At 66.1% G+C, this 14,197-nt stretch carries 11 protein-coding genes and 1 riboswitch; of the genes, 4 read left to right on the forward strand and 7 right to left on the reverse strand.

Annotation, left to right across the window (positions count from 1 at the left end; genetic code table 11):
* The first annotated feature begins 33 nt into the window (after positions 1–33).
* Positions 34–636, forward strand: a complete 603-nt coding sequence (locus KXV01_RS15605; RefSeq protein WP_005418411.1) for a TetR/AcrR family transcriptional regulator — start codon at positions 34–36, stop codon at positions 634–636.
* A 140-nt stretch (positions 637–776) separates the two neighbouring features.
* On the opposite strand, the gene KXV01_RS15610 is transcribed toward KXV01_RS15605, so the two are convergent.
* The 3 genes from KXV01_RS15610 to KXV01_RS15620 all read right to left on the reverse strand — a co-directional run bounded on the left by KXV01_RS15610 (position 777) and on the right by KXV01_RS15620 (position 5,891).
* Entirely contained in the window at positions 777–3,659 is a 2,883-nt protein-coding gene (locus KXV01_RS15610) for a TonB-dependent receptor (RefSeq protein WP_049412226.1), read from the reverse strand.
* A 373-nt stretch (positions 3,660–4,032) separates the two neighbouring features.
* Positions 4,033–4,881: a hypothetical protein gene (locus KXV01_RS15615; protein ID WP_014648071.1), complete on the reverse strand. Its 849-nt coding sequence runs from the start codon at positions 4,879–4,881 to the stop codon at positions 4,033–4,035.
* 116 nt (positions 4,882–4,997) lie between these two features.
* A complete protein-coding gene (locus tag KXV01_RS15620) occupies positions 4,998–5,891 on the reverse strand; it encodes an Hsp33 family molecular chaperone HslO (RefSeq protein WP_099494731.1) in 894 nt (297 codons plus the stop codon).
* Positions 5,892–5,968: 77 nt separating this feature from the next.
* Here KXV01_RS15620 and mtgA point away from each other — a divergent pair, with 77 nt between their 5' ends.
* From mtgA to KXV01_RS15635, 3 genes are all read left to right on the forward strand, one after another.
* Positions 5,969–6,718 (forward strand): monofunctional biosynthetic peptidoglycan transglycosylase, encoded by a 750-nt coding sequence (gene mtgA, locus KXV01_RS15625; protein WP_005418407.1) that lies wholly within the window; start codon positions 5,969–5,971, stop codon positions 6,716–6,718.
* A 61-nt stretch (positions 6,719–6,779) separates the two neighbouring features.
* Positions 6,780–7,799 (forward strand): glycosyltransferase family 2 protein, encoded by a 1,020-nt coding sequence (locus KXV01_RS15630; protein ID WP_049412233.1) that lies wholly within the window; start codon positions 6,780–6,782, stop codon positions 7,797–7,799.
* Positions 7,759–8,190, forward strand: coding sequence for a CBS domain-containing protein (locus tag KXV01_RS15635; protein ID WP_005418405.1), 432 nt, complete (start codon positions 7,759–7,761; stop codon positions 8,188–8,190). The genes KXV01_RS15630 and KXV01_RS15635 overlap by 41 nt, the downstream gene beginning before the upstream one ends.
* Before the next feature lie 264 nt (positions 8,191–8,454).
* On the opposite strand, the gene KXV01_RS15640 is transcribed toward KXV01_RS15635, so the two are convergent.
* From KXV01_RS15640 to KXV01_RS15655, 4 genes are all read right to left on the reverse strand, one after another.
* Positions 8,455–10,428 (reverse strand): AsmA family protein, encoded by a 1,974-nt coding sequence (locus KXV01_RS15640; RefSeq protein ID WP_049415916.1) that lies wholly within the window; start codon positions 10,426–10,428, stop codon positions 8,455–8,457.
* Positions 10,429–10,511: 83 nt separating this feature from the next.
* On the reverse strand, positions 10,512–11,150 hold the full coding sequence (locus tag KXV01_RS15645; RefSeq protein WP_049439695.1) for a hemolysin III family protein: 639 nt from the start codon (positions 11,148–11,150) through the stop codon (positions 10,512–10,514).
* Between the two features lie 159 nt (positions 11,151–11,309).
* Positions 11,310–12,914 (reverse strand): peptide chain release factor 3, encoded by a 1,605-nt coding sequence (locus KXV01_RS15650; protein ID WP_099494732.1) that lies wholly within the window; start codon positions 12,912–12,914, stop codon positions 11,310–11,312.
* A 66-nt stretch (positions 12,915–12,980) separates the two neighbouring features.
* Positions 12,981–13,865: a M23 family metallopeptidase gene (locus tag KXV01_RS15655; RefSeq protein WP_049415909.1), complete on the reverse strand. Its 885-nt coding sequence runs from the start codon at positions 13,863–13,865 to the stop codon at positions 12,981–12,983.
* A gap of 147 nt (positions 13,866–14,012) precedes the next feature.
* Positions 14,013–14,131: riboswitch (SAM riboswitch) on the forward strand.
* Positions 14,132–14,197 lie beyond the last annotated feature (66 nt).

A 14,197-nucleotide genomic window follows, 5' to 3' on the forward strand; every position in this document is an offset into this window, starting at 1 on the left:
GCAACGAACCCCGGCGTATGGTTAAATCAGTCCATGAATCAACCTGACGCTTCCGCCGGCGAACCGCGCGCCGGCCGCAACAGCCGCCTGAGTGCCGAAGACTGGGCCCAGGCGGCCCTCGATCTGATTGCTGAACAAGGTGTCGGCGCCGTCGCGGTAGAGCCGCTGGCACGGCGGCTCGGCGTTACCAAGGGCAGTTTCTACTGGCATTTCCCTTCGCGCGATGCATTGCTGCAGGCGGCGCTGGAACGCTGGGAACTGTTCGAACAGGAACAGGTGTTCGGCAGCCTGGAAGACGTACCGGACCCGCGCGTGCGCCTGCGCCAGCTGTTCCAGATGGTGGCGCATGAAGTGCAGCCGCACATCATCTACAGCGAGCTGCTGAAGGCACTGGATCATCCGATGGTGCGGCCGGTGATCGACCGGGTCTCGCAGCGTCGCCTCGACTACCTGGTCGCCTCGTTCCGCCAGGCCGGCCTCAGCTCGACCGACGCGCGTCATCGCGCACGCCTTGCGTACGCCGCTTATGTCGGCTTCCTGCAGTTGTCGCTGCAGCTGCAGCAGCCCAAGCAGGCGCGCGAGGATTTCGAAGCGTACGTCGAGCATCTGATCGAGACGCTGATTCCGAACGGATGAGCGCCCGGAAGTGATCTCGAAGGAAGGCCGCAGCGATGCTGCGGCCTTTTTGTTGTGCGCTGGCCAGCGCCCGTCAATGGCACACAAAGAACAACGGCCCCTTTCGGGGCCGTTGCTGCATCCGCTGATCAGGTTCCCGATCAGAACTTCTGCTTGTACTGCATGTAGATCAGGCGACCGATGTCGTAGCCGCCGTAGTAGGAGTACTGCGAGTTCGGCGCCGAGTACATCTGCGGGCCGTAGTGGTCGAACACATTGCGTGCACCGACCGCGATGGTCGCATTCCACGGCGCGTTCCAGGAGAACTGGACGTCGTGGAAGGTGGTGGCGCCGCGCTTGTTCTGCGCCTGGTTGCGAGCCGGATCCGGCGAGCCGTAGTCAGGCAGCGAGCACTCGGTGGCGTAGTAGCAACGCTCCTTCACGCTGGAGAAGTAGCGGGTGCCCCAGGTGATGCCGAAGTCGCCGAATTCCCAGCCAACGGTCAGGTTCGAACGCAGGCGGAAGTTGCTGCCGAAGCCATTGTAGATCTGCACCGGGGAGTCATCATTGGCCGTCTTCAGAACGTTCTTGGTGACGTAGGTGTTCTGCAGGTTGAAGTTGAAGCTGCCCCAGGTGTCGGTCGCATAGCGGTAGCTTGCATCGAAGTCGAAGCCTTCGGTTTCGATGAAGCCGGCATTGCGGCTGCCGTAGGTCAGGTTGTTGACGTAGCCGAGCGTGGCGTCACGGGTGAAGGTGCTGCAGCGCTCAGCAATGCCCAGAACGTAGCAGTCGTTCAGCTGATCCGTCGGGGTATCGGAAACGATCGTGTTCTCGATCTTGATGTTGAACCAGTCCAGGCTCAGGTTCAGGCCCGGGGCGAAGGTCGGGCTCCAGACCAGGCCAACGGTCTTGGACTTGGACGTTTCCGGAGTCAGGTTCGGATTGGAGCCGGAGGTGAACGGCACCGGGCTCTGCTCATCCGGGCCTTCCGCCGGGACGTAACCCTGCTTCAGCTGGCGGAAGTTCGGGGCCAGGGCACCCAGGGCGGCAGCGCATCGCTGGGCCGTGGCGGCGTCGGTTGCGGCCAGACCGAACGAGGTATCGCACGGATCGGTGAAGTACTCGAAGGACTGCGAGCTGCCGCCGTACAGGTCGGCGATGGTCGGCGCGCGGAAGCCCTCGGAGTAGGTCGCACGAACCAGCAGCTGATCGATCGGGCGCCACTTCAGGCCGAACTTGCTGTTGGTCGTGTTGCCGAAGGTGCTGAAGTCGGAGAAGCGGGTGGCTGCGCTCAGGCTCAGTTCCTTGGCACCGGGCAGGTCGGCCAGGATCGGTACGTTCAGCTCCAGGTACACTTCATTGACGTCGTACTTGCCGCCGGTCGGGCCAGCCGCCAGGTCGGTGGAGTAACCCGACTGCGACAGCGCGTCCGGATTGAAGTTGCCCTTCTCCTCGCGGTACTCGTAACCCAATGCGAAGCCCAGGTCGCCTGCCGGCAGGGTCAGGATGCTGCCCGCAATGTTGGCGTAGTAGGACGTCATCGTGGTTTCGCCGACGTTGTGCGTCGTCGGGAACAGGAACTGCTGCAGGTCCGGATTGCCGGTCAAGCCGCCATCACCGGTGCGGCCGAACGGAATGGCCGGGTTCCACGGGATGCAGCCGCCGGCGCCGGGGCCGTAGGCCGGGTTGGTGCCCGCAGCCAGGCCCGCTGCGGTTCCGCACTCCACGCGGCCGGTTGCCGGGTTGTAGAACGAGGCCCCGGTGGCGGCGTTGGCAGCCAGGACGTTGTAGTTGCCGGTCTGGCTCTGGTTGTTTTCGGAGTTCTGGTAGAGGTAGCCGGCTTCCCAGTCGAAGTACTTGTCATTGAACTGGAACGAGCCCTGCAGCGCGCCGCTGAAGCGGAACGTCGTCAGCTTGTTGTTGGAAACGCGCGGCACTTCCCAGCCACGGCGGACATACGCCATATCCTGGCCGAACGGGTTGTAGTAGCTGTCGGCCGACCAGATGGAACCGAGGTTGGCGTAGGCTTCGGACTGCAGCGGGTAACCGGCCACCTGCGCTTCCGATTCGCGGCGGGTGTACAGCAGGTCACCGCTGAAACGGACATTGTCGGTAAGGTCGTACTGCAGGTTGGCGAATACGCTGCGACGCTTTGTCGGGGTCAGCAGCTGCATCTGCTGGTTGGAGTTGCTTACGTCACCGGTGATCGGGGTCAGGTCGGTTTCGTGGAAGTCCGCCGCGTTGTAAGGATTGCCGCCGCGGTTGAGGGTGAGCGACGGTGCGTCCGGATCGGTCGGGTCGAACACCGAGCCCCACTGGCTGACCGAGGTCCAGCCGGCGGTCGGATGGCGATTGGTGCGCGACGATTCGGAGAACCAGCGGTCCTTTGCCCACACCGCCTTTTCGTTGGAGTACTCGGCACCGATGGTGATCGAGCCGCGATCGCCGGTGAAGCCGGCAACGAAATCGGCGCTCTGCTTCTGGCCGTCGCCTTCACTGTACTGCCCGGTGTAGGCGTTGACTTCCAGGCCTTCGAAGTTCTTGCGGGTGATGATGTTGATCACGCCGGCCATGGCATCGGAACCGTACACCGAGGAAGCACCGTCCTTCAGCACGTCGATGCGCTCGACGATGGCCGACGGGATCTGCGACACGTCCTGATAGCCGCTGACGCTGGCGCCGAGGCGCTTGCCGTCGACCAGGATCAGGGTGCGCTGTGCACCCAGGTTGCGCAGGTCGATGTAGTAGCCGCCGACCATTTCACCGGAGGACAGCGGTTCGGAACGGCTGATGGCCGGGCTGCCGGCGGCAGAAATGTTCTGCAGCACGTCAGCAACCGTCTTGAAGCCGCTCTTTTCGATGGTGGCGCGGCTCAGGCTCAACACCGGCTGTGCCGTCTCGGTATCGACCTGGCGGATGCGCGAACCGGTGACCTCGATACGGTCGAGGTTGGTGGCTTCCTGGGCGTGGGCCGTCGCGGTGGTGGCACCGGCGACAAGCGCGATCACAACTGCGTCACGCAGCTGGCTGGACTTGAGTTTCATTGGCTCTCTCTCTCTCCAAGAAATCTTGGCTGGGGTTAGTGCCCGGCGGGGGAGCGAAAAAGCGCTCCCAAATCGCGAGGCTGACCCGATAGTAACGGGCGTTCGCCAAGAATTAAAGCTGTGTTAATGAAGCCTGTGATTTTGGTAAAAAAGCGCTTTTTCCAGTCCAATCAACGGGTTGCTGGTAGGGCTATGCCGGTCTGCCTCGTTTGTTAACGCAGAATGATGAAAAAAGTTTCGACTGATATGTATCCCAATATGTCGATGCGCTCTGCGATCGATACCGATCATGCGAGTGCGAGGCAGGCACGCACATGCAAAAAGGCGCCTTTCGGCGCCTTCGGAAATAGCGTTGCTGAACCTGATAGGGGGATCAAAGATCCTGTTCGTAACGCACGTACGGCACGGTGCCGTCGTCGTTGCTTTCGTTGCGCGGGGAGAATGGATTCTTGCCGCGGCTGATCACGTTCTCGGCGCCGACGGTCAGCTGGCCGGACCACGGGGTGCGCCAGGTCAGGCCGATGCCCAGGCCTTCCCACTTGCCGGGCTTGCCCGGCACGTCGACCACGCGGCCGATGATGCTGCCGGTGAAGTTGCCGTAACCGGCACCGATGCTCAGGCTCTTGCTGTCCCAGCGATCGACGATGGCCGGCGAAGCGTCGGCCAGCGGTACCAGGCGTGCCTTGGCGTAGGTGCCGGCAATGGAGACGAAGCCTTCGCGACCGATGTTCTTCTGCGCGAACACAGTCAGATCGTTCTGCTCGGCGCGCAGCGAGGGCGTCTTGTTCGGTCCCGACAACCAGGCGGGCAGGGTTTCACGGCCGGTGCCGGCGGTGATGCCCAGGCGGCTGTTGCCCCGGTTCAACGCGGCGGTACCACTGAAACGACGGCTGTTCAGATCATCCTCGTCGCCCAGGCTGGCCAGCATGCAATGGCTGGCCAGGCCACTGATGCTGGTACCGCTGCTGCTGTTGCAGAGCAGGCCCAGCGAATCGCCGGAGGACAGGCCAAAGGCCGCGTCCAGCGAATTGCGGCCGAAATGCCAGCGGGCGCCGGCTGCCTGTTCGCCGGTCGGCTCCAGGTACAGCAGCGCCTCGACCTTGCCGCTGCCCTTGTTCCATACCGGCAGCACGGTGCGGGTGTCCTTGCTCTGCGCATGCACGCCCGTGATCGCGCCAAGGGCGATCAGCAGGGCCAGCGGTAGACGCAGGAAGGTACGCATCGGACCAGTTCAGACAGGGACGGACAACGGAAGTTCCCGCGGGGACGGGAACTCGATCCTAGGGTGTTTATGAATTCTTAACAAGCCTTGATCCTCCCCAGGTACAAGACTGCCGTTTACTGAAGTCGTTCAGGCGCCGCTACAGCCCCCTGGGCGCCGTGGAACAGTATGCCGAACTCCGTCAATGGAAAGTGATACTCACGCCCGCAGAATTCGCAACGCACCTCGACGGCGCCAGTGGCCTCGGCGGCCGCGCGGGCTTCGCCCTCGCCCAATGACTGCAGCATGCCGGCCACCCGCTCGCGCGAGCAGGAGCAGGCGAAGGACAGCGGCTTGTCGCCCAGCAGTTCCGGCCGCTCCTCGTGGAACAGGCGGTGCAGCAGCTGCTCGGCCGGGGTCGCCAGCAGTTCGGCCTTGCCCAGGGTTTCGAACAGGGCGCTGGCGCGGGCCCAGCCATCCTCGTCGCCTTCGTCGCCCGGCAGCTTCTGCAGCAGCAGGCCGGCGGCACCGTTGCGGTCGGCCGCCAGCAGCAGGCGGGTCGGCAGCTGCTCCGACTGGCGGAAATAGTCCTCGAAGGCCTCGTCCAGTTCCGGCGCAGTCAGTGCGACCAGGCTCTGGTAGCGCTGCGGCTCGCGCGGGTCCAGGCCGGGGTTCTCGATGGTGATGGCGAGGATTGCGTCATCACCGAGGCGGGACAGGTCACGCGGTGCGTCGCCACCCTCGCTGAGCTGGGCGATACCGCGCAGGGTGCCGGCGGCGGTGCATTCGGCGAACAGGGTGCGCAGCGCGGTGCTGCTGCGCAGCTGCACCGACAGGCGCCCGTCGATCTTGGTGTGGCCGGTGAACAGCGCCGAGGCGACGCAGGCCTCGCCAAGCAGTTCGGCAGCGGCGTCCGGGTAGGCGGCATGGGACAGGATTTCCTGCCAGGTGGCCTGCAGGTGCACGTGCACGCCACGCACGCCGGCGTCGGGGAGCAGGAAACGGATCAGGGAATCGGGGTTGGCGGTCATCGGCTCACATCGCGCGTAAACGGGGGCGGTTGCCGGATAATGCGCCGACAACCAGACAGAAGAAGGATGCACCAGTAATGGGGGCAGCGGGAGAGCAGCACAAGGTAGAGGCGGTGGTCGCCGCGCCGCGCCGGCGACGCTGGCGCTGGAAGCGGCTGCTGTGGCTGCCGGTGCTGCTGGCCGCCTTCAGCTGTCTGCAGGTGCTGGTGCTGCGGTTCATCGACCCGCCGGTGTCCATGGTGATGCTGTGGCGCTATGGCGAGGCGCTGGGCGAGGCCGACTGGTCCTATCGGCTGCATTACCAGTGGCGCGACCTCGACCAGATGGCGCCGAGCCTACCGATCTCGCTGGTGGCGGCCGAGGACCAGCGCTTCCCCGACCACAACGGCTTCGACCTGCAGGCCATCGAAAAGGCGCGCGACCACAACGCCAGGGGCGGGCGCCTGCGCGGCGCCAGCACGATCAGCCAGCAGGTGGCCAAGAACCTGTTCCTGTGGCAGGGCCGAAGCTGGATCCGCAAGGGCCTGGAAGTCTGGTACACGGTGCTGATCGAGGCGCTGTGGCCAAAGGAGCGGATCCTGGAGATGTACGCCAACATTGCCGAATTCGGTGATGGTGTGTATGGCGCGCAAGCGGCAGCGCAGAAATTCTGGGGCAAGGATGCTGCCCGGCTGAGCCCGGCCGAGAGCGCGCGCCTGGCCGCGGTGTTGCCGGCACCGCGTCGCTACAATGCGGCAAAGCCTGGGCCGTATGTGCAGCGGCGGGCCGCGTGGATCCAACGCCAGGCGCGCCAGCTGGGTGGTGCGTCCTATCTGTCGGAGGACTGAGCCTGGCCCTGCAATTGGCAGGCGACGGGCCGGGCGCGTGCCGGCAACGTACAATCCGGCCATGACCCGCGAACGGCTTACCTTCGTCATCGCCGCCTACAACGAGGCCCTGGCACTGCCGCTGCTGCATCCACGGCTGTGCGCGGTGCTCGACGGCATGCCCGACATCGACGGTCACATCCTCTACGTGGACGACGGCAGCCATGACCGCACCTGGGAAGTGATCGCCGGGCTGGCCCAGGCCGATGCACGCGTATCGGCGCTGAAGCTGTCGCGCAACTTCGGCAAGGAAGCCGCGCTGACCGCCGGCCTGGATCTGGTGCACGAGGGTGCGGCGATGATCCTCGATGCCGACGGCCAGGACCCGCCGGAGCTGGTGCCGCAGTTCGTCGCGCGCTGGCGCGAAGGGCATGACAACGTCTACGGCACGCGCATGGCCCGCGATGGCGAGGCCTGGATCAAGCGCGCCACGGCAGCGATGTTCTATCGGGTGATGGGCCGCCTGTCGCGGACACCGATTCCGGCCGATACCGGGGACTTCCGCCTGCTGTCACCGCGCGCGCTGAACGCCCTGCGCGGGATGCGCGAGCGCCACCGCTTCATGAAGGGACTTTTCAGCTGGGTGGGATTCAAGCGGATCGCCGTGCCCTACCACCGCCACGCGCGTGTGGCCGGCACCAGCAAGTTCAGCCTGTGGCGGCTGTGGAATTTCGCCCTCGAAGGCATCACCGGGTTCTCGACCGTGCCGTTGCGGGCGGCGACCTACCTCGGGCTGGCAACCGCGGCCGTCGCTTTCGTGTTCGGCCTGTGGGTGATCGTGAAGGCGGCCCTGTATGGCGACCGGGTGGCGGGCTGGCCGACGATGATGGCGGTGATCCTGTTCCTGGGCGGCGTGCAGCTGATCGCGCTTGGCCTGATCGGCGAGTACCTGGGGCGGCTGTACGAGGAGTCCAAGCAGCGGCCGTTGTACCTGGTTGACGCCTGGCTAGCATCGTCCGTGGCAGACTCGGTCCCGCAACCCACCCTGGGAGGGCAGGCAGATGACCACGGTACGGCAACTGTTGGACGGCAAGTCTCCTGAAGTACATGCGGTCGCGCCGGATGCGGCGGTGATCGATGCGATCCGGTTGATGGCGGAAAAGGGCATCGGTGCGGTGCTGGTGATGGACGGCCCGCGGCTGGTGGGAATCCTGTCCGAGCGTGATTACGCGCGCAAGATCGTGTTGCGTGATCGCTCTTCGCGTGATACGGCGGTGGCAGAGATCATGACGTCGCAGGTGGTGACGGTGTCGCCGGGTGAGCAGGTGGAGCATTGCCTGCAGTTGGTGACCGATTACCGCATCCGCCACCTGCCGGTCGTGGAGGGCGCGCAGGTGCTGGGGGTGATCTCCATCGGCGACCTGGTGAAGTCGGTGATCGATGCGCAGCGGCGGGAGCTGGACCAGCTGCAGCAGTACATCGTTGCCGGGTGAGGGTGTCGCTGGCGGGCCTGCGGCCCGCCGGCCCGCTTTTCGAAGCCAGAGCCACAGCCAAAGCCACAGCAGCGCCTTCCTGATACGTTGGGAGGCGGAGGGTGCGGCTGGGCAGGACACGCCGTAAACCCATCCATGGGGGCTCGATGGCGCCATGGATGGCGCCATCGAGCCTACAGGGACGTACTTGCGGCGTGTCCTGCCTGCGTCACCCGTCCCCCTCAGGCCGCGATCAATGCAGGCGCCGCGAACAACGCTGTAACCCTACTTCGCATACTGCCCCCCGCAGTCGGCATCCTTGCCCGGCCCCAGTTCGATGGTTGCCAGCAACGCCGCTGGCGGGGCAATGCTGCCCAGCGCCAGGGCCACCGCACCGCGGATGCCCAGCGCCTTGAAGTCCGGGCGGAACGACGGGTCCTTGAACGTGCCGGCAATGTGCAGCGGCGAGCGCAGTACCAGGATGCTCCTGTCCTTCGGGCGCGGCTTCAACAGCAGGTCCAGGGTTTCGTCGCGCAGGCTGACGGTGCCTTCGCCGATGAGGATCGTGTCGGTGGTGTCCACCGCCAGCGCCTGGCTGGTCATCAGGCCGTCGCGCACACCGAAGTCGGCGAAGGCGCAGCGCAGGGGAATCTGCTTGTCGCCGGTCACCAGGAATTTCAGCGATTCGGTGATGTCCAGGCCGGCCAGCTCCATCACCAGGTTGCCGACATGGCCACGGCCCATCGCCAGGCCGACCTTGCCGCTGCTGCTGCCGAGCATCGCGGCGATCGAATTGCCGCGGCCATTCAGGTCCACCTCACCGCCGATGCCGCCCTTGGCCTGTTCGGCCAGCTTGGCATCGGGGAACAGCTGGCCCAGCTGAACGCCGCGTACGCTTGCCTTCAGCGCGGTGTTGATCTGCGGCTGGCGTGCGTCCATGCGGATGGTGCTGCGGATATCGCCGCCGGCGACGCCGAAGTTCAGCGGGGCCAACCGCAGCACCCCGTCATCCAGCAGCAGATGGGCGTCCATGTCGTCCAATGGCAATGACGGTGCGTTGATGCGGTGGGCCTTCCAGCGCACATCGGCATCCATCGCACGCAGCTTGCCGAGGTTGTAGGGCGTGTCCGGAAGCACGCGCGCGCGCGCGGCCACCCGTGCGGCCTCGGCCTTCTGCTCCGCATTGGCGGTTTCGCCGCCGCCGGTCTTCGGCGGCGCGCCGACGAAGCCGGCCAGGTCATCGAAGTCCAGGCGCTTGGATTCCAGCGTCGCGGTCAGCCGCGGACGGTCGCGGCCCACCTCGAACTGAAGACTGCCACCGAGGTCGCTGTCGCCCACCTTGCCGGTGAAGCCGTCGTAACGCCAGACGTCGTGGTCGCGCTTCAGGCGTCCGTTCAACGCGTAGGGCGGGGACGGCGGAATGGCGATGCCGAGCAATGGGTAGAGATCGGCCAGGTCCTGGCCACTGAGCGCGAACTGCAGGTCGAACACGCGCAGCTGGAACGGATTGGTCAGCGTGCCGCTGGCCACCGCGTGGGTGGCGCCGGCGCGGCCGTCGAGGTGGATGCGGAACGGGTGGTCGCTGTTGGTCAGTTCCAGCGGTGATTCGGTTCCGCCCTGCAGGGTGAACGGGTTGCCCTGCCAGTGGCCCTTGCCCTGCACCAGCAGCGGCGGCGAGGCATCGGCCTGCTTCGGCTGGCCGCTGCGCACGCCCACGCGGATGTCGGTACGGCCCGGCGCGTCAAGGAACTGCAGTCGGCCGTCGTCGATGCGCAGGCGCTTGAGCTGCGGGCTGGTGCCGCCGGCGCTGTCACCGAGGAAGTCCCAGTTGCCCGGCTCGCCCTTGCGTGGGGCGGTTTCCAGCAGCACGTCCGGCCGGGTCAGGCGCACTTCCGGCAGCTGCACGCTGCCGCGCAGCAGGGGCCACACGCGCACGTCGATCTCGACGCGGTCGGCCGTGGCCATGTTCGGCTGCTTCGCCCAACCGGCATTGGCGAAGGTGATCGCATCGGCGCGGATCGTGCTGGTGCGGCCGAGGTCGACATCCAGGTTCCCGATGTGCAGTACACGGCCGGTACGCGCCTGCACCGCGCGCTCGACCGGCCCCTTGAACCAGTTCCAGTCCCACAACGCGATCAGTACCAGGACCGCCGCCAGCAGGAAAATCAGGATCGTGAGCCAGCGCCGGCCTCGTGGGCCGGGGCGGCGGACGCGCCAGCGGGTCGTGCGCTTTGCGGCAGGGGAGGTGGCAGCATTCACGCTGCCATGGTTGCCCCGTCTTCGTGGACAGGGCGCGAAGCGTCCATGTGCATGGCGTGCACGCGCCGCCCGCGAGCGGCCGTTTACAGTACCTGCATGGTGACCGCGACGAAGTGGCAGACGCTGCCGCCGATCACGAACAGGTGCCAGATGGCATGCGAGTACGGGATCGATTCACGGTGGTAGAAGTAGGTCCCCAGCGTGTATGACAGGCCGCCGGCGAACAGCCAGGCGAGGGTGCCGCCATCGATCGAGGCCCACATCGGCTTGATCGCCACGACCACCAGCCAGCCCATGGCGATGTAGATCACCGTCGAGAGCACCTTGAAGCGGCCGGTGTAGAACAGCTTGAACACCACACCGCCCAGCGCGAGCGCCCAGATCGCGCTGAACAGGCCCCAGCCCCACGGGCCGCGCAGGCCGATCAGGGTGAACGGGGTATAGGTGCCCGCGATCAGCACATAGATCGCGCAGTGGTCGAACACCTTCAACCGGCCCTTGGCGACCGGATGCTGGATGGCGTGGTACAGGGTGGAAGCGGTGTACAGCAGCAACAGCGCGATGCCGAATACGATCGCGCTGGCCAGCTGCCAGCCGTCGCCGTAGATCGCAGCCAGGGTGATCAACACCGCGCTGGCGGCCAGGGCGAATACCGCGCCCAGGCCATGGGTCAGGGCGCTGGCGATTTCTTCACGGATCGAAGCAATGGACGTCGTGGACATGGCGTAGGCATTGTTCGCGGGGAGGGGGACCCGCACCCACCTATCATCGCCGCGATGGGCGATGCGTGCACGCCCGTCACCGTATGGTGCGTGAATCCCTGCGTTGCGACGGCGGGGTCAGAGCCCTTTCCTTGCGGAAAGGGATCCGACCCCGTGGCATCAGCCTGCCGAAACGGTGTGCGCCGCTTCGCGTGTGGCGGAGAAACGCACATCCGGCGAGCGTTCCTGGGCCAGCTGCAGGTTGACCCGGGTCGGAGCGAGGTAGACCAGGTGACCGGCCGCATCCAGGGCCAGGTTCAAGGCATTCTTCTCGCGGAATTCTTCCAGCTTCTTCTCGTTGCTGCAGTGGACCCAACGCGCGGTGGTCACGCTGACCGGCTCGAAGGTGGCTTCCACGCCGTACTCGTCCTTCAGGCGATAGGCCGCCACGTCGAACTGCAGCACGCCGACCGCACCCAGGATCAGGTCGTTGCTGGTCAGCGGGCGGAAGAACTGGGTCGCGCCTTCCTCGGACAGCTGGGCCAGGCCCTTCTGCAGCTGCTTGAGCTTGAGCGGATCACGCAGGCGTGCGCGGCGGAACAGTTCCGGGGCGAAGTTGGGAATGCCGGTGAAGGTCACCGCTTCGCCTTCGGTGAAGGTATCGCCGATGGAGATGGTGCCGTGGTTGTGGATGCCGATCACATCGCCGGGCCACGCTTCGGCCGCGATCTCGCGGTCGCTGGCCATGAAGGTCAGCGCGTTGGCCAGCTTCATTTCCTTGCCGGTGCGCACGTGGAAGGTCTTCATGCCGGCGCTGAAACGGCCCGAACAGACCCGCATGAATGCCACGCGGTCACGGTGCTGCGGGTCCATGTTGGCCTGGATCTTGAACACGAAGCCGGTCAGCCTGTTCTCTTCCGGTGCGATTTCGCGGCCGGTAGTGGTTCGCGCCTGCGGCGACGGCGCATGCTCGACGAAGAAGTCCAGCAGCGGCTGCACGCCGAAGTTGTTCACGCCCGAGCCGAAGAACACCGGAGTCTGCTTGCCGGCGCGGTAAGCGTCCAGATCGAACGGATGGCTGGCGCCCTGCACCAGTTCCAGTTCGTCGCGCAGGTCGGCCAGCATCTGCGCACCGATCTTCTCGGCCAGGCCGGGCGCATCGATGGACGGGAAGATGGTCGAGTCCTGGCGGGTGAAGTTGCGACCCGGTTCGTACAGGTGCACTTCGCCGGTCAGCAGGTGGACCACGCCCTTCAGGCGCTGGCCCATGCCGATCGGCCAGGTCACCGGCGCGCACTGGATGCCGAGCACGGTCTCCACTTCATCCAGCAGCTCGATCGGGTCCTTGCCCTCGCGGTCGAGCTTGTTGATGAAGGTCATGATCGGGGTGTCGCGCAGGCGGCACACCTCCATCAGCTTGATGGTGCGCTCTTCCACGCCCTTGGCCACGTCGATCACCATCAGCGCCGAGTCCACTGCGGTCAGCACGCGGTAGGTGTCCTCGCCGAAGTCGGCGTGGCCAGGGGTGTCGAGCAGGTTGACGATCTTGCCTTCGTACGGGAACTGCATCACCGAGGAGGTGACGGAGATGCCGCGCTCCTTTTCCAGCGCCATCCAGTCGGAGGTGGCGTGGCGGGCGGCCTTGCGGCCCTTGACCGAACCGGCCATCTGGATCGCGCCTCCGAACAGCAGCAGCTTTTCGGTCAGCGTGGTCTTGCCGGCGTCAGGGTGGGAGATGATGGCGAAGGTGCGGCGACGCGACGCTTCGTTGGCGACTTCGGACATGGCAGTGGCGCCCGCCCGGGGCGCTTTTCAAAGAGATAAGCGCCCGATTATACCGGCCGGGGCCGGTCAGCGCCCGATACCGCCGTCGGCCTCGCCGTGGCGGGCGAACTGCAGCTGGCCCTGCCCGGCGAAGATGCGCACCGGCACCGAGCGCAGGCCCATGCCGCGGTTGACCTGCACCACGAAGTGCAGGTGCGGCGCAGTGCTGTAGCCGCTGTTGCCGGACAGGCCGATCGGTTGCCCGGCTCCCACCGCCTGGCCGCGGCGCACACGCATGCCGCCGGCCTGGAGGTGGCCGTACAGGGCCATGCTGCCGTCGCTGTGCAGCACGCGGATGAAATTGGCACGGGCACCATCGCGCTCGCGGTCCTGGCCGTTGCCACGGAAGCCATCCTGGATCTGCATCACCGTGCCCTCGCGCGCGGCCAGCACCAGGGTGCCCTCCGGCAGTGCGAAGTCGACCGCGTCGCGGTTCTCCTCGTCGTCATGGCTGAATCGCCCCTGCGGCGCCTGGTCCACACGCAGGCGGGCCGCATCGAACGGCAGGCGATAGGCGACATCTTCGGCCTGCGCGGCCGGGTTGCCCGGCACCGACTGCAGTCGCAGATCCAGCATGCGGCCATCGATCGGGGCGGGCAGGTGGCCGACCACCAGGCTGCTGTCGCCCTGGATCAGCGACTCGACCGGGAGGCCTTCGACCGGGTGTCCGGGCGCGGCGCGCAGCTGGATCTGCAGCGGCCCTGCCAGCCCGTTGTCGATCCGCGCCTGCCATTGCGTACCGACCGGCTGCAGGCGCAACTGGGCCATGGGGGCGGCGCTCTCGGCACTGCCTGCGCGGGTGGCACGGGCGGAAGGGGGAGCCAGTCCCCAGCCCTGGCGCCAGTCGCTGGCGTGTGCGGTCGCGCTCGCCAGCAGAGGCAACAGCAGGCAGGACAGGGGCAGGCGCGGCATCGGCGTTTCCAGCGAGAGGACCGCCGGGACTGTACCCGATCCTGAACGGGGCGACCGGGACGGCCCTCGCAGAGTGATCCTGAAAATATCTATCGCTTTATCCGCATGAAGGGATTGACAGTGCCGGAAAGGGCTGGCATCGTGGCTCCACCATCGAGACCGGCAGAGGGACAGGCCCTTTGAAGCCGGGGCAGCCCGCAGGCGCGCAAGCGTCTGCGTAGGTGCCAAATCCTGCGGGGACCGTGGCGTCCACCGAAAGATGGTTCGAACCATGCACCCCACGTGCATCTCGAACGCGGGCCCGCGAAGGCTCGATGGCCGATTCCCCAACC

Origin of the sequence: Stenotrophomonas sp. Ps181 (assembly GCF_025697425.1) — a bacterium.
Taxonomy (GTDB): domain Bacteria; phylum Pseudomonadota; class Gammaproteobacteria; order Xanthomonadales; family Xanthomonadaceae; genus Stenotrophomonas; species Stenotrophomonas sepilia.